The 14,016-nt window shown below is 43.8% G+C and carries 17 protein-coding genes and 2 pseudogenes; 4 read left to right on the top strand and 15 right to left on the bottom strand.

Annotated features, from left to right (window positions below; genetic code table 11):
- Positions 1-103, top strand: a pseudogene (locus IM462_RS18795) (IS200/IS605 family transposase); the annotation flags it as partial.
- A gap of 147 nt (positions 104-250) precedes the next feature.
- Here the strand turns inward: IM462_RS18795 and IM462_RS18790 are convergent.
- From IM462_RS18790 to IM462_RS18770, 5 genes are all read right to left on the bottom strand, one after another.
- Positions 251-496: a type II toxin-antitoxin system HicB family antitoxin gene (locus IM462_RS18790; protein ID WP_002753457.1), complete on the bottom strand. Its 246-nt coding sequence runs from the start codon at positions 494-496 to the stop codon at positions 251-253.
- Between the two features lie 216 nt (positions 497-712).
- Positions 713-985 (bottom strand): hypothetical protein, encoded by a 273-nt coding sequence (locus IM462_RS18785; RefSeq protein WP_002773681.1) that lies wholly within the window; start codon positions 983-985, stop codon positions 713-715.
- A 77-nt stretch (positions 986-1,062) separates the two neighbouring features.
- Positions 1,063-1,287 (bottom strand): type II toxin-antitoxin system HicA family toxin, encoded by a 225-nt coding sequence (locus IM462_RS18780; RefSeq protein ID WP_002733933.1) that lies wholly within the window; start codon positions 1,285-1,287, stop codon positions 1,063-1,065.
- Positions 1,284-1,496, bottom strand: a complete 213-nt coding sequence (locus tag IM462_RS18775) for a type II toxin-antitoxin system HicB family antitoxin (RefSeq protein ID WP_002734412.1) — start codon at positions 1,494-1,496, stop codon at positions 1,284-1,286. Before IM462_RS18775 ends, IM462_RS18780 begins: the two co-directional genes overlap by 4 nt.
- A gap of 187 nt (positions 1,497-1,683) precedes the next feature.
- A complete protein-coding gene (locus tag IM462_RS18770) occupies positions 1,684-2,403 on the bottom strand; it encodes a PEP-CTERM sorting domain-containing protein (RefSeq protein WP_002773679.1) in 720 nt (239 codons plus the stop codon).
- A gap of 394 nt (positions 2,404-2,797) precedes the next feature.
- On the opposite strand from IM462_RS18770, the gene IM462_RS18765 reads away from it, so the two are divergent.
- The gene (locus IM462_RS18765) at positions 2,798-4,969 is read left to right on the top strand and encodes a glutamine synthetase III family protein (protein ID WP_287702159.1); all 2,172 of its coding nucleotides are present in this window, start codon (positions 2,798-2,800) and stop codon (positions 4,967-4,969) included.
- 114 nt (positions 4,970-5,083) lie between these two features.
- Positions 5,084-6,577: a carotenoid oxygenase family protein gene (locus IM462_RS18760; protein WP_287702158.1), complete on the top strand. Its 1,494-nt coding sequence runs from the start codon at positions 5,084-5,086 to the stop codon at positions 6,575-6,577.
- Between the two features lie 44 nt (positions 6,578-6,621).
- On the opposite strand, the gene IM462_RS18755 is transcribed toward IM462_RS18760, so the two are convergent.
- The 7 genes from IM462_RS18755 to IM462_RS18725 form a co-directional block, all read right to left on the bottom strand.
- Positions 6,622-7,497, bottom strand: a complete 876-nt coding sequence (locus IM462_RS18755) for a Tab2/Atab2 family RNA-binding protein (RefSeq protein ID WP_287702157.1) — start codon at positions 7,495-7,497, stop codon at positions 6,622-6,624.
- A gap of 117 nt (positions 7,498-7,614) precedes the next feature.
- A complete protein-coding gene (locus IM462_RS18750; protein WP_287702156.1) occupies positions 7,615-8,634 on the bottom strand; it encodes a glycosyltransferase in 1,020 nt (339 codons plus the stop codon).
- Between the two features lie 172 nt (positions 8,635-8,806).
- The gene (locus tag IM462_RS18745; protein ID WP_287702155.1) at positions 8,807-9,124 is read right to left on the bottom strand and encodes a DUF3593 domain-containing protein; all 318 of its coding nucleotides are present in this window, start codon (positions 9,122-9,124) and stop codon (positions 8,807-8,809) included.
- A complete protein-coding gene (locus tag IM462_RS18740; protein ID WP_061430498.1) occupies positions 9,117-9,428 on the bottom strand; it encodes a DUF2499 domain-containing protein in 312 nt (103 codons plus the stop codon). The genes IM462_RS18745 and IM462_RS18740 overlap by 8 nt, the downstream gene beginning before the upstream one ends.
- Positions 9,429-9,578: 150 nt before the next feature.
- The gene (gene gshB, locus IM462_RS18735) at positions 9,579-10,559 is read right to left on the bottom strand and encodes a glutathione synthase (RefSeq protein ID WP_287702154.1); all 981 of its coding nucleotides are present in this window, start codon (positions 10,557-10,559) and stop codon (positions 9,579-9,581) included.
- A gap of 15 nt (positions 10,560-10,574) precedes the next feature.
- Positions 10,575-10,835 carry a glutaredoxin 3 gene (grxC, locus tag IM462_RS18730; protein WP_002734665.1) on the bottom strand — a complete coding sequence of 87 codons (261 nt, stop codon included), beginning with the start codon at positions 10,833-10,835 and terminating at the stop codon, positions 10,575-10,577.
- 159 nt (positions 10,836-10,994) lie between these two features.
- Positions 10,995-11,588, bottom strand: a complete 594-nt coding sequence (locus tag IM462_RS18725) for a hypothetical protein (RefSeq protein ID WP_287702153.1) — start codon at positions 11,586-11,588, stop codon at positions 10,995-10,997.
- Between the two features lie 86 nt (positions 11,589-11,674).
- Between IM462_RS18725 and IM462_RS18720 the strand changes: the two genes are divergently transcribed.
- Positions 11,675-12,115, top strand: a complete 441-nt coding sequence (locus IM462_RS18720; RefSeq protein WP_287702152.1) for a hypothetical protein — start codon at positions 11,675-11,677, stop codon at positions 12,113-12,115.
- Here the strand turns inward: IM462_RS18720 and IM462_RS18715 are convergent.
- From IM462_RS18715 to IM462_RS18705, 3 genes and pseudogenes are all read right to left on the bottom strand, one after another.
- On the bottom strand, positions 12,112-12,399 hold the full coding sequence (locus tag IM462_RS18715; protein WP_002763635.1) for a YggT family protein: 288 nt from the start codon (positions 12,397-12,399) through the stop codon (positions 12,112-12,114). The genes IM462_RS18720 and IM462_RS18715 overlap by 4 nt on opposite strands.
- Positions 12,400-12,686: 287 nt before the next feature.
- Positions 12,687-13,203, bottom strand: a pseudogene (locus tag IM462_RS18710) (hypothetical protein); the annotation flags it as partial.
- A 50-nt stretch (positions 13,204-13,253) separates the two neighbouring features.
- Positions 13,254-14,016: RpnC/YadD family protein (locus IM462_RS18705; RefSeq protein WP_287702151.1), on the bottom strand; the 763-nt coding region annotated here is incomplete at its 5' end.

Here is a 14,016-nt window from a genome sequence, read left to right as displayed (position 1 = left end):
GGTAGGAAAGCATGGGGATGAAGGTATGATAGCGAGATATGTAAAAGAACAAGATAAAGAATACCTGCAGCTACACCAAAATCTACAATTGAGTCTATTTTGATTCTGATACCCCGTCCGCTTGCGGCGGGGTAGTTCATCTTTCCCTGCACCATATATTGATGATTTCCTCCTACCAGAGGACCAGAAAATCCCAGCTTTCTCAACTGGCGAATTAACTCTTTCCTTTTGATGGGGGCAAAAGGTGGCATCAGGCGATTTTTTGTTGAGGGGTTAGATTGATACCGTCAACAATCGGTAACTGATGCTGTAAGCGTAGTCCTAAAATAACCCAGCCTTCCAAAACTTCCTGTAACTGTTCCTTAGTAGCTTCGAGGGTTGTTTCATTAGCATATACTCCCTCAAATCCTGGAATTTCTCCATAAAAAGTACCGTCTTCTAGAACTTCATAGGTTGCCAGTTCCATTGCTTGTTTTAGATATTTTGTTAGCATCATTGACAGGAATAAAGCTCGGTGATTGTCTCGAAGATTGTCGATTTGATGATCAGTTGTTTTGACTCTGGCGATAATTTTGCCCTGTTTCTCCAGAAAACGGGTTTATCAAAGAAACCCGTTTTCTAGCTGAGCGACTACAAAATCCATATTTAACTCCATTCAAGTTTAATTTCTTCGACACTACGCATCAAGTCAGGCATCCACACTTGGGTTGTCTTAATCACTGTTCCAATCCTCGAACATCTGCCCAACGCTAGTATAACGCTTAAGACGCTCAGGATGTTTTTCTACTTCTTCAATGGCGGCGAGCGTTTCTGTATTAGGAATTTGAACATCAAAGGGAAAACCTTGATGAAAATCGACATCAGATAAGGCTGGATGCTGAATTTTTTGTAGGAGAAGCTGTTGTTCTTCGTCAGTTAAAGAAAGGATAATTTGAGCAAGGGAATCAATTAGTTTAGTATTGATTGCAGTAGCAGATTGACTCATATAGCGTTTACATTGTTTAATAGTATATTTTTGAATTGGCGATTTATGAGCGGTTGTTTCGACTCTGGCAAATTAAGCTAAAGGAGAGTTTTAAACTCTGCCACTGTCAATCCCGCTTGACGAATGATAGATCTCAGCGTTCCCTTAGCGACTTCTCGATGGTCAGGGATGGTGATGCGTCGATAGGGATAGGCTTTTTGTCTGAGTATGATATGACTTCCTCGCTGCCGATCTAATTCGTAGCCAATCTTGCCCAGTGCTTTAACGACTTGGCGACCAGCGATAGGAGGGAGTTCACTCATAATTTAACCTCTACCAGTTCCTCAGAAATTGGTGGTGGAATCGGTTCATTGTGCGCTTCTAGGCTTTCTAGATATAAAGCAATTGCTTCCTGAATGTTGGCGAGTAACTCTTCCCGGGTATTGCCTTGAGAAATACAGCCGGGTAGGGAGGGAACTTCAGCCACATAAATGCCATCTTCATCTTGCTCAATTAAGACGCGATATTTCATGGGTTTGTCCTTGCTTTGAATTGATTGTTCCAGAAAACGGGTTTCTCAAAGAAACCCGTTTTCTCAGTTCCAATGGCACTTAAACTAATTGTAATCCAACTAATTCCATAATTAAGGCGATCTGCCAAAAGTTCAGAAAAGGGGTTTCTCAAAGAAACCCCTTTTCTTCTCAAAGAAACCCGTTTTCTCAGTTCCAATGGCGCCTAAATGCCGCTCCCGCCCCCAGTAAGCCTAAAGCCAGCAAACCTAAGACAGAACTTGATTCAGGAACAGGAACAGTCTGGGCAAAGCGAACTTCAGAGAGACCAATAGGCCCTGGTGCTGTCCAACCAACGAACCAATTGTTTGCTACATCAATTCTAGCATATTGGGCTTGAATTAAAGGAAAGGAAAAAAGTGTGGCAGGTATGTTGTTCGAAGTGCCTTCGGGAAGTGTTAGGGTTCCTGATACATAAACTGGACTGCTAAAGTCGGAGTTATTGGAGAGAATTAGTGTGAAATCCTTGATTCCGCGATCAGTAGCTGTGGTATTAAAAGCGTTGTAATTCCACAAAGCCAAGGTATCTAAGAACACAGAACTGCCAAAATCAAAATCAAGATTGACATCAGCAGGAGTTGTCCCGATTTCTAAACGTACTCCCCAGAAATTAGACAAATCGGTACCTCCGACGTGCTGTTGCTGCAAAGCGTTTCCAGGTCCAGTCAACCCATTGCCGTTGGCAGTGTTGACTAAGGCTCCAATCGTGGGAGTAGCAGTGCCTGCATTAAGCGTTAAGGTTGGAGTGGGATTGTAGATGATCGGCAGCGCTTGGACGGGGAGGATAGTCATTCCAGCGATCGCGCTAACTGTGCCAGCGAAGACAACACCAGCCAGAGAGAGAGATTTGAAGTTAGTTGTAAAATTCATGGGCAATTTTGGGCAAATTCCACCAGCATTTTACCCCCCCCCCCCCCGATTTTTGTCAAATATCGCTTTTTTAAGTCCAGAAGACGGGTTTCTCAAAGAAACCCGTTTTCTCAGTGCGATCGCTTGGGGAAGATCGGGTTTAGGATATTTGTAATGTTTGATACAAATCTCTCGATCATCTGTTCTTAAGATTAAGGCTGGTGTTGCTCATTGATCGGAAAAGAGGCCGGCGCAAGCAGATAAAAACCGCAGAGAAGCTTGTGCCGTGGGATCAAAATTATTAAGCGGAGAATAGCCTCTGACCGGAATTCAACATCAAAATCAGTAGGAAACTTGTCATCGCCTAAGTAAAGTAACCCTTCATCCACGACACAACAAAATAGGAAAAATACTTATGAGTTATGGAACGCGTGTTCAAGCTATCTCTCAAGTAACGGATCGTAAACCCCTACCTAGCAAAATTCCTCAGCGTTTAGAGGCCCTGTGGGCAACCGATGTTTTTACCCTGAGCAAAATGCAGGCCAGTCTTCCCAAAGATGTATTCAAATCGGTCAAAAACACGATTTTAACCGGGGGAAAATTAGACGTTTCCATCGCCAGTGCGGTAGCGGCTGCGATGAAGGATTGGGCCACGTCCAAAGGGGCGCTGTACTATGCTCACGTCTTCTATCCGATGACCAACGCCACCGCCGAAAAACACGATGGTTTTATCTCCGTGCAGAGCGACGGTTCAGTGATCACAGAATTTACGGGCAAAGTCTTAGTACAGGGGGAACCGGACGGGTCCTCCTTTCCTAACGGCGGCCTTCGCTCCACCTTTGAAGCGCGGGGTTACACCGCTTGGGATGTCACCAGTCCGGCCTACGTCATGGAGACGGATAATGGTGTCACCCTGTGTATCCCCACGGTTTTCATCTCTTGGACAGGAGAGGCCCTCGACAAAAAAACGCCGCTTTTACGCTCGATTTCATCGATGAGTAAAGCCGCCACCAGGGTGCTTAAGCTCTTAGGACATACGGAGGTCGCCCCCGTTAACTCCAGCTGCGGCGCTGAACAGGAATATTTCCTAGTCGATGCTCATTTTGCCCATAGTCGCCCCGATTTATTGCTCACCGGTCGCACCCTATTTGGTAAACCCGCCGCTAAGGGTCAACAGTTCGACGATCATTATTTTGGCGCGATTCCCGAACGGGTTCAGGTGTTTATGCAGGAAGTAGAGGAAAGAATGTATCGCCTCGGCATTCCGGCCAAAACCCGCCATAATGAAGTCGCTCCCGGACAGTTCGAGATTGCGCCCTTTTTCGAGGCTGCTAACGTGGCCAGTGACCATCAGCAGTTAATTATGACTTTGCTGAAAAGTACGGCTAAAAAACACGGTTTTGTTTGCCTACTGCATGAAAAACCCTTTGCAGGAATTAATGGTTCGGGAAAACACGTTAACTGGTCCGTCGGCAACGCTACCCAGGGCAATCTGTTGGATCCGGGCGATACTCCCCACGCTAATATGCAGTTTTTGTTATTCTGTGGGGCGGTGATTCGTGGCGTTCACAAGTACGGGGCGCTTTTACGCGCAGTGGTGGCTACCGCCAGCAATGATCACCGTTTGGGGGCAAATGAAGCTCCTCCCGCCATTATTTCGGTATATTTGGGCAGTCAGTTAGAAAAGGTATTCGACCAAATTAGCCAAGGACAAATTGAGGGTTCTGATGCTCCGGGGTTGATGGATCTCGGTGTCGATACCCTGCCGGTATTCCCCAAGGACCCTGGCGATCGCAATCGTACCTCTCCTTTTGCTTTTACGGGCAATCGCTTTGAATTCCGCGCCGTGGGTTCTAATCAGTCAGTTTCCGGGCCGCTGGTGGCGATGAACACGATTCTAGCGGATTCCCTGACTTGGGTGGCGGATAACCTAGAAAGCCGGATGAAAGCCGGGGAAGACCTCAATACTGCCGCCGAGGCTGTTCTCAAGGAGATCATGGACAAACACAGAAATGTGATCTTCGGAGGTAACGGATATTCCCCGGAATGGCACAAAATGGCGGTAGAAGAGCGGGGTTTAGCCAATCTGCGCACCACTGCCGATGCTTTACCCGTGCTGAAAGCCGATTATATTGAAGAACTGTTTACCCGCATGGGTGTGTTTACCCCCGTTGAACTGGAAAGTCGTTTTGATGTCTATGCGGAACAGTATTTGCTGGCCATCGAAGTGGAGGCGGAACTGGTGGTAAGTATGGCTAAAACGATTATTTATCCCGCTGCTGTTCGCTACTTGTCGGAATTGTCTTTGGCGATCTCTAATGCGGCGGCGATCGGCATCGAGATCAATAAGGAAAACGCCCAAACCCTCTCGAATCTGATTAAGTTAATGATGGATAGCGTTGGCAAACTGAGTGAGGCCATGGCTAAAGACGATTTTGACTCGATCGAGGAACATATGCAGTATTCCGCTCAAACGATCCGTCCCTTGATGGATAAGGTGCGCGAATATGCTGACACACTGGAAGGGGAAGTGGCCGACAATTTCTGGCCGCTGCCTACCTATCAAGAAATGTTGTTTGTTAAATAACATGACGGCAAGGAGGGGGTAAATAGGCTGAAAAAATGATTAGCCACCCCCTTCTTTTTATCTCTGGTAGTTTTAAGTTATGTTAAGAAAAGTAAATATAAACTTAAAACTACCATGGTATTAACTCCGACAATTGGCGAAAAATCCTATAATCGTCAGGATTGGCAAAAAGGCTATCAATCCCAACCTAACGAGTACGATTACGAGGTAGAAGACATCGAGGGGCAAATTCCCCCCGATTTACAGGGTACAGTCTTTAAAAACGGCCCCGGTTTACTCGATATCGCTGGCACGGCGATCGCTCATCCCTTCGATGGGGATGGTATGATCAGCGCGATTAGCTTCAACCATGGGCGCGTACATTATCGTAATCGTTTTGTTAAAACTGAGGGTTATCTCCAGGAACAGAAAGCGGGAAAACCCCTTTATCGCGGTGTTTTCGGCACGAAAAAACCGGGGGGAATTTTCGGCAATGCTTTTGATTTGCGTCTGAAAAATATTGCTAATACTAATGTTATCTACTGGGGTGATAAATTACTGGCACTTTGGGAAGCGGCCGAACCCCATCGCCTCGATGCTAAAACCCTTGATACTATTGGTTTAGACTATCTCGATGGTATCTTGGAAAAAGGCGATTCTTTTGCCGCTCATCCTCGCATCGATCCCGCTTGTATCTTCGATAATCATCAACCTTGTCTGGTAAATTTTGCCATTAAAACGGGTTTGTCGAGTGCCATTACTCTCTACGAAATTAGTCCCACGGGTAAGTTATTACGTCGTCATACCCACAGTGTACCGGGCTTTTGTTTTATCCACGATTTTGTTATTACTCCCCACTACGCCATCTTTTTCCAAAACCCGGTTGGTTATAATCCTTTTCCCTTTCTTTTTGGGTTAAAAGGTGCGGGAGAATGCGTCATTAATCAACCGGACAAGTTAACTAAGATTATTATTATCCCCCGGGATCCTAACAAAGGAGAAGTGAAAGTTTTAGAAACTCCATCAGGTTTTGTCTTCCATCATAGCAATGCTTTTGAACAACTTGCCCCGAGCTACGTCGAAGGGGGGGAGAAAATTTATATTGATTCTATTTGTTATCAATCCCTACCACAACTGGATTCAAATAGCAATTTTCAATCGGTAGATTTTGATAGTTTAGCTCCAGGACATCTGTGGCGATTTACACTAAATTTATCAGAAAATACCGTTACAAGAGAATGTATTCTAGAGCATTGTTGTGAGTTTCCCAGCATTAATCCTGCAAAAGTTGGTCGAGATTACCGTTATTTATACATCGCTGCCACTCATCATGCCACTGGTAATGCTCCTTTGCAAGCAATCTTAAAACTGGACTTATTAACGGGAGAAAAACAATTACATTCTTTTGCTCCCCGGGGATTTGCGGGTGAACCAATTTTTGTGCCTAAACCCGATGGAATTGCTGAAGATGATGGTTGGTTATTGGTAGTCACCTACGATGCAGCCAATCATCGATCGAATATGGTAATCTTAGATGCTAAAGATATCACTAATTCCCTAGGGGTTATCCATCTTAAACATCATATTCCCTACGGGTTACACGGTAGTTGGACCGGACAATGTTTTTAAGTTAATTGTCTAGGGGTGGATTGAAAACCCACCTTGACTAAACTTTACTCTTGAGAGCCTTCTTGTAGTAGCCAAAAACCGGCGAAGGATTCCGATTCAGGGTTAGATTGAACGGCTAAAAAATGCAGATCATTGGCTTTTTGTTTAGCTTCTTCAAAATTTTTGGCTTCGGTTAAAGTCTCGGTATTAGTGACATTGACGAGAATCCAACTATCACTAGCACCCGTTTCTAAACGTAGCACGGGACGGGAACTGGTTTCTAACTTTAAATAGGCCATTTCTAACCCTGACATCCAACCAGCTAGGGGTAAAGCGCGGGGGGAAAAAATAACTAAACCGGGGATTTTTAGATTCTCATCTAATCCCATCCCTAGTATAGGCAAATTTTCTCCGAAGCTAATATCCCAATCTTTTAAATCATTAAAAGAAGACAATTCTAGCGTGACAAAAGCCCATTTATCTGCCTTATCTCCCCGGACAGCATCGGGAAGGGGAACAGCATTTAAAGGAGGATAATTCACGGAAGCGGTTTTAGTTAAATTTTGATCATAACCAACTTCTTGGGGGTAGAAATTAACCATTCTTTCTTCTATCCATCTCGTTAAAGCATGAGTGCGACGACTAGGGGAAGCGGGAATACCGATATCCTCACAAGCTTTGCTAATCATGTTATTCATCTGACGACGGAAAAAGCGAATTTTTTTGGGAGTTACTCCCGCTGCCTTGATAGCTGCAGTAATTGCCTCTGATAACCATTGGGAATTAACCATCGTATTAGGACAATAACTGGCATATTTAAATATTGTATCGGAGGAGCGATCGATTGTTGCCGGAGTTTCACAGATTAATAATTCCCATCTTTTTTTATTATTTTCATCCACCACCGGCCGCGAATAAAAATCAAGTTCCCAAATAGTCATATTTTTTTTAGTTATCAGTTATCAGTTATCAGTTATCAGTCATCAGATTTGAGTTTTCAGTGAACAATATTAAGTGGCAAGTTCCGAGATGTCTTTTCACTGATTACTGTTTACTGATTACTGCTCACCGAAAAATCCCCTATTCTCGACAACAGTACGAACGCGGTAGATAGGACGTTTTTGGGATTCATGGTAAGTTCGCATCAAAATTTCTGCCAAAAGACCAAAACAGAGTAATTGTACCCCAGTTAAAAAGAATAACACGGCCAGGATTAACAAAGGTCGATCGCCGATGTCTTGTCCGAAACCGAGTTTGAGAATAGTCAGATAAGTGCCTAAAATAATCCCCACTACCATCGATAACAGTCCATAGAGTCCAAAAATGTGCATCGGACGGGTGAGGAACTTTTTCATAAAAAAGACAGTAAATAAGTCCATAATCACGCGAATTGTGCGATCTAAACCATATTTACTCTGTCCGAACCGTCTAGCGTGGTGATTAACGGGAATTTCGGTTATTTTTGCCCCTTCAATAAAAGCTAACGCGGGTAAAAAGCGATGTAATTCCCCGTAGAGATTCATATCGGCGATTAATTCGGCTCGATAGGCTTTCAAAGAACAACCGTAGTCCTGTAATTTGACCCCTGTTACCTTTGCTATCAGCCAATTAGCTATTTTTGAGGGTAAAAGCCGTTTTACCTGGTCATCTTGGCGATTTTTGCGCCAGCCACTCACTAGGTCATAACCTTCCTCTAATTTGGCCAATAATAGGGGTATATCATTGGGATCGTTCTGTAAATCGCCGTCAAGGGTAACGATGACCTGTCCCGTGGCATAATTAAATCCGGCAGCCATGGCGGGGGTTTGTCCGTAGTTGCGTCGCAATATTACCGCCTTGAGATCATCGCGATTTTTAGCTAAATTAGTTAAAACCTCGGTGGAACCGTCCTTAGAACCGTCGTCAACACAGATAATCTCGTAGTTAATTTGATAAGAACGCAAAATCGAGGCGATACTCTCCACGAGATGGGGAATACTGTCCACTTCGTTATAAATGGGAACCACTACCGATAAAGTCTGGATGGCAGCCTGCGGGTTTGGTTCGTTGACACTGATGGACGGTGTAATCGGGTACATATTTGACTGACGCGGGGGCCTTCTGGGGCGATTGTATCACAATTCAGTTATCAGTTATCAGTTATCAGTCATCAGTTATCAGATGTGAGTTGTCAGTTCACTGATTACTGATTACTGTTCACTGTCCACTGTTCCCTGAAAATACCCCCCACTTCCCACTTCCCACTTCCCATTATCCACTCCCTGTTCCCTGTTCACTGCTCCCTGTGTGCTTTTTGGCTAAAATTGCCTGACGAAAACCTAAGACGACGAGAATATTGGAGAGGGTGAGGAAAAGTTCGGCACTGCCGTGTAACCAATCGACGTTAGCTAATTCTTGACCATAGTGGATTTTGGCGTAGATACCGGCAGGAATGGTGATAAAAACGAAGATTAACAGCACATAAAAGCCAATTAGGGCTAAACGGGGCATTTTTCCTGAACGAGTGACAAACCAAAGAAACCCCAGATAGGGAAACAGGGAAATGGCAAATAAACTCTCTTTATTCATTGTTAACGCTAATTTTACTGGAACGCCACAGCCACCAACCGGCAGCACAGAGGGTAAAATTTCCTAAGACAGTCATGGCTGCCTGTAGGGTGACTAACCAGGATAAGGCACTGATATTATCAAAAAAATGCCATGTACAGGCACACATGGCCCCAATTAAAGCGGGTAACATTCCCCAAGATAACATTCGCCACGATCGATCACTACTGATGTCGCTATAGGTCCAGACTAACCAGATTGCCGCTATCCATTCTACGACACTCGATACATGAACCATCCACGTCGGTATTGATAAAGCATTCATTTTTTTTATAGTTATCAGTTATCAGTGGGTAAGTTATCAGTTATCAGATTTGAGTTTTAAGTGAGCAGTATTAAATAGAAGTTTCCTACTCTCTTATCTCGTTCCCATGTTCTACCTGAAGGATATTTTAAGAGCCTTAAATATTGTGTGTCAAGGCAGAGCCTTGGCACCAGCAAAACTTTCTAGCCATTTAATCACCTGTTGACCTAAACTAACATTGTTTAATCGATCAATCTCGCGAATGCCAGTGGGACTGGTGACATTAACTTCGGTGAGGTAGCCACCAATCACATCTAATCCGACAAAATATAGGCCATCTTCTCGTAATTTTGGGGCTAAAGTGGCACAGATTTCTAATTCTCGATCAGTGATTTCTGTTTTTGCCACTCGTCCACCCACTGCCATATTACCGCGAAATTCCGAACCAGTGGGAATGCGATTAACTGCCCCGATTGGTTCACCATTGAGGACAATAATGCGTTTATCTCCTTCTTTGGCAGCTGGTAAATAATCTTGAATCATTACCGGTTCTTGTCCCCATTTTGTGCTAATTTCAATCATTGAATTGAGATTGCGATCTTCGGGACTAAGAAATAAAATTCCCTCCCCTGCTTTCCCCCCTAAAGGTTTCATAACTGCCGCACCTTTTTGATTGACAAATTCCCTAATCGTTGCTTTATCTTGGGAAACAATTGTAGCGGGCATTACCTGAGCAAAGTGAATAGTATATAACTTTTCGTTGGCATGGCGTAAACCCCTAGTTGAGTTAATTACTTGGGTTTTTTGTGGGTCGATCAGATCTAATAAATAGGTGGCATAAAGATAGGCAATCGTCACGGGTGGATCTTTTCGCATCCAGACAAAATCGAAGTTTTCTAGGCAGGTAAAAACTGTCTCTTGTCTTTGATACCACTGAGATGCAGCCACCCAATGATTATCTTTTAACCCCACAGGAACCAGTTCAATTTTAGTTAGTTTTGCCCAAGCTTTTCCCGCAATCGCACTGAGATCTGTGATGGAAGTCATCCAGACTTCATGGCCTAATAATTGGGACGCTTCCATGATAGCTACACTGGTATCATGGCCCGGATCGAGATGCTCGATCGGATCGATAATAAAGGCTAGTTTCATTAATAGTTTTTATCCTTAATTCTGCAACAGGGGAGCTAAACCACCACTTCTATCTAAAGCATAGATGTCATCGCAGCCCCCGATGTGTTGATCGTTTATAAAAATTTGTGGTACACTTGTACGGCCATTGGCTCGATCGGACATTTTGGCTCGCGCTTGTTCATCACCATCGATACAATATTCGGTAAACTCCACTCCTTTTTTCTTGAGTAATGCTTTAGCGCGGATACAGAAAGGACAGGAACTCCAAGTATAGATCTCAACATTAGCGGCCATAAAATTTATCTCCCTTCTTTACATATCTTAAATTTTAGCCGATAAGTACCTAAGCAAAATTAATTACACATATCTAACCACCTCTTGCCTCTTGCCTCTTGCCTATCTTCACTAGGAAATTAATTTTGCACGACTACTTAACCGAGCAGTGATCTTCCTTCAGGTCAGAAAACGCCAATTAGGGCGATTCCACTGATATATTCCTTGTATTTCCCATTCTTCACCGTTTTGAAAGCGAATACGGCAACTAACAGGGCGATAATCATCTTCACTTTCATTTACTTCTATTACCTCACAGGGAAACCAGTCGCAACTATCGGCAGCGTCTGCGGGAATCCATTCCCATAATCCATTAGACACCTCGATCGCATCTCCTACCTGTAATTTTTCTCTGGTTAACCTTAATTTTTGTAAATATTCTTGCCAATGAATCGGTTTTATGCTATTCAACCAAGCCAAGCCATACCGATCGCGGATAAATTGTACCGCACCGGAAGGGCGATCATTAAGCCAATCATTGAGGAGGGAACTTTTCCAAGCTAAATTTTCCCGTTCTTGTTTGAGGATAAATTCCAGCAAAATCTCCCTTTGCATAGATGTTAATTCGTCGAGGGGATTGCCATCAGCGAGGGAATTTCGCTCAAAAAACACCTCTAACAAAATTTCTTTTTGTTGTTGATTGAGAGGACAGGACAAAGCTTCACACTGGAGAAAAGCCGCTTTGAGAGTGGTTTCAATCTCATCTCGATCCATGAGAGTCCTAAAAAAGCTGATTTCAAAGGGTGACGATCCACGATAATCTAAGTATTGGGGAAATCATACCGTAAAATCACTGATCTATGACACCACGCTCGCTCACCGTTTTACTGCTTTCTGCTCTCTTCTGGCTGTCTAGCTTGCTTATCATCCCTATTGCTCAAGCTTTGACCCCAATTCAACTATTAGATGTATCTTATAAAGACTGTCCCCCCGAATTAGCCGAGGGGAGTGTCACCAGTGGGGGAACCAGTTTTCCGGCTAATTGTTTTTTAATCACCGGCAAAGCTAAAAATAATTCTGGAAAAACCGTCTATGATGCCGATGTTTTTGGTCGGATTTACGATGCTAACGGGGAACCGGCTTTACAAAATCGTAGCCGGGTGGGGGCAATTCCCGAAGTGCCACCGGGGATTAGTGATTTCGAGATCAGAATTTCTGTTTCTACCAATCAACCAACCCCCCTGCGACTGGAAAAATTCAAAGCTTCCGGTTTTACCAGTAGTGTGGATCCGCGGATTTAGAAACTGCTGCTGACCAAACTGCTGGCCCCTGTGGCTACGACACTCTGAACAACGTTGAGCAGCAGGAATGCGAGAATCGGGGACAAGTCCATCCCGCCTAGGGGTGGGATAATCGAGCGAAAGAGGTTTAAATAGGGATCGGTAATCGGACTGAGAAAAGACATAATCTGATAGGCCCAACCGGCATTTTGGAACCAAGTCAGTAAAACCCTAACAATTAGGATTACCGAGTAAATTTGCAGGAAATTGTTGATTATCGTCAAAATAAACCCTATATCGCTCATAAATAAATCTTTCCTCAAGAGGGCGTGATGGTTAGTTTAGCTTTGATCTTACCAAAAAAATGGTCTTTAGTTACTCTCGCCGCCTTATCTGACTGGTTTTAACCAGCTATCGGCATTCATCGGGGTTGACGGACACCGGGTAAGAAAACTGGATACAGCAGTTTTCTTAATAGTGAGGTACGAAGTTTTCCTTTTGGGGAGACTCGGATTGTTCAAGTAGTTTTTCCATAACCTTTGTATTCTGCGCACAAGTGAGATGCTCCCGAGTATTTACCGAATCACTACCTCTCAGGAGTGATAGGCAATTGATTAATAGCGATAATTGCCGTGCGATAAAGCGAGGTAAGAAAATAGACTCTTTCTGGTTAATCTGGTCTTAACTTTGCCCCAAATCCTTCTAAAACAGTGATACCAACGGAAGGGGATAAAATCCACAAGCGAGGGGCATTATCTTCATTGTATGGCATAGAACGAGTTAGTTAGGACGCTTTCAATTTTCAAACTCTTATCGGTCAAGGGTTTCAGCGATTGATTGTCCTAACCACCCCGCTCTTTGCTATAGCTCTGATTTTCCCGTTTAGCTTGTCTTTGCAGTTCGGATAAAATCGCCAAAAGTTTCGCTAAACAATTGCGAATCTCGCTACGGTTGGGAGGATTGCGATAGGGTTCAATTAAGACAGTATTAAGGACTATTCTGCCTAATAATCCCAGATAATCGGGGTTGGGTTCGGGATTGGGGGAAAAAAATCAATCTATCTGTCGGGTTTCATCGCTGACTTCTTTGCTGATTTCGACGGTTCCCAGGGGAGAAAGTAATTGTTCAAGGTAATTTTTGGCAAATTAGTCATGGGGTTTCATGAAGTTTCTTGAATAGCTCGTCGGACCTGTTCTAAGTCTAAATCCAAAGCTTGAGCGATTTGTTCCACACTTAAACCCAAAGCAAGCAAACGGGGAATAGATTCCAGTTTTCCTTCCTGTCGTCCTTCCTGTCGTCCTTCCCGTTTAGTTGCTTCCTTCCATTCCTGATAGGTTTGAGATAAAGTCATAAACACCTCTCTATCCTCAGTTTCTAGGATGTTATTTATTTCCATACTAACCCGCCAACTAATCAATAATTCCAGCACATTTTCCCGGAAAGCATTACCTTGAGGTAATTCTAACAATTCTCGCACCGCTTGGTCTTGAGTTTTTCCCCGTCCTAATAATCTTAACCAAAGAGTCTCAGCAGTCACAGGCAATTGATTAATAGCGATAATTGCCGTGCGATAAAGCGAGGGAAGAAAATAGACTCCTTCTGGCCAATCTGGTCTTAACTTTGCCCCAAATCCTTCTAAAACAGTGATACCAGCCGAAGGGGATAAAATCCACAAACGAGGGGCATTATCTTCATTGTAGCTCTGATTTTCCCGTTTAGCTTGTCTTTGCAGTTCGGATAAAATCGCCAAAAGTTTCGCTAAACAATTGCGAATCTCGCTACGGTTGGGAGGATTGCGATAGGGTTCAATTAAGACAGTATTAAGGACAATTCTGCCTAATAATCCCAGATAATCGGGGTTGGGTTCGGGATTGGGGGAAAAAAATAAATCTATCTGTCGGGTTTCATCGCTGACTTCTTTG

Source organism: Microcystis sp. M144S2, from assembly GCF_020246065.1.
Lineage (GTDB): Bacteria > Cyanobacteriota > Cyanobacteriia > Cyanobacteriales > Microcystaceae > Microcystis > Microcystis ichthyoblabe_A.
Note: the sequence above shows the minus strand (reverse complement) of the source record. Positions and strands in the feature narration are given on the sequence as shown.

Excerpts from the sequence above, each read along its gene's own strand:
- IM462_RS18790 (WP_002753457.1), bottom strand. The coding sequence starts at position 496 with ATGATGCTAACAAAATATCTAAAACAAGCAATGGAACTGGCAACCTAT.
- IM462_RS18785 (WP_002773681.1), bottom strand. The coding sequence starts at position 985 with ATGAGTCAATCTGCTACTGCAATCAATACTAAACTAATTGATTCCCTT.
- IM462_RS18780 (WP_002733933.1), bottom strand. The coding sequence starts at position 1,287 with ATGAGTGAACTCCCTCCTATCGCTGGTCGCCAAGTCGTTAAAGCACTG.
- IM462_RS18775 (WP_002734412.1), bottom strand. The coding sequence starts at position 1,496 with ATGAAATATCGCGTCTTAATTGAGCAAGATGAAGATGGCATTTATGTG.
- IM462_RS18770 (WP_002773679.1), bottom strand. The coding sequence starts at position 2,403 with ATGAATTTTACAACTAACTTCAAATCTCTCTCTCTGGCTGGTGTTGTC.
- IM462_RS18765 (WP_287702159.1), top strand. The coding sequence starts at position 2,798 with ATGAGTTATGGAACGCGTGTTCAAGCTATCTCTCAAGTAACGGATCGT.
- IM462_RS18760 (WP_287702158.1), top strand. The coding sequence starts at position 5,084 with ATGGTATTAACTCCGACAATTGGCGAAAAATCCTATAATCGTCAGGAT.
- IM462_RS18755 (WP_287702157.1), bottom strand. The coding sequence starts at position 7,497 with ATGACTATTTGGGAACTTGATTTTTATTCGCGGCCGGTGGTGGATGAA.
- IM462_RS18750 (WP_287702156.1), bottom strand. The coding sequence starts at position 8,634 with ATGTACCCGATTACACCGTCCATCAGTGTCAACGAACCAAACCCGCAG.
- IM462_RS18745 (WP_287702155.1), bottom strand. The coding sequence starts at position 9,124 with ATGAATAAAGAGAGTTTATTTGCCATTTCCCTGTTTCCCTATCTGGGG.
- IM462_RS18740 (WP_061430498.1), bottom strand. The coding sequence starts at position 9,428 with ATGAATGCTTTATCAATACCGACGTGGATGGTTCATGTATCGAGTGTC.
- gshB (WP_287702154.1), bottom strand. The coding sequence starts at position 10,559 with ATGAAACTAGCCTTTATTATCGATCCGATCGAGCATCTCGATCCGGGC.
- grxC (WP_002734665.1), bottom strand. The coding sequence starts at position 10,835 with ATGGCCGCTAATGTTGAGATCTATACTTGGAGTTCCTGTCCTTTCTGT.
- IM462_RS18725 (WP_287702153.1), bottom strand. The coding sequence starts at position 11,588 with ATGGATCGAGATGAGATTGAAACCACTCTCAAAGCGGCTTTTCTCCAG.
- IM462_RS18720 (WP_287702152.1), top strand. The coding sequence starts at position 11,675 with ATGACACCACGCTCGCTCACCGTTTTACTGCTTTCTGCTCTCTTCTGG.
- IM462_RS18715 (WP_002763635.1), bottom strand. The coding sequence starts at position 12,399 with ATGAGCGATATAGGGTTTATTTTGACGATAATCAACAATTTCCTGCAA.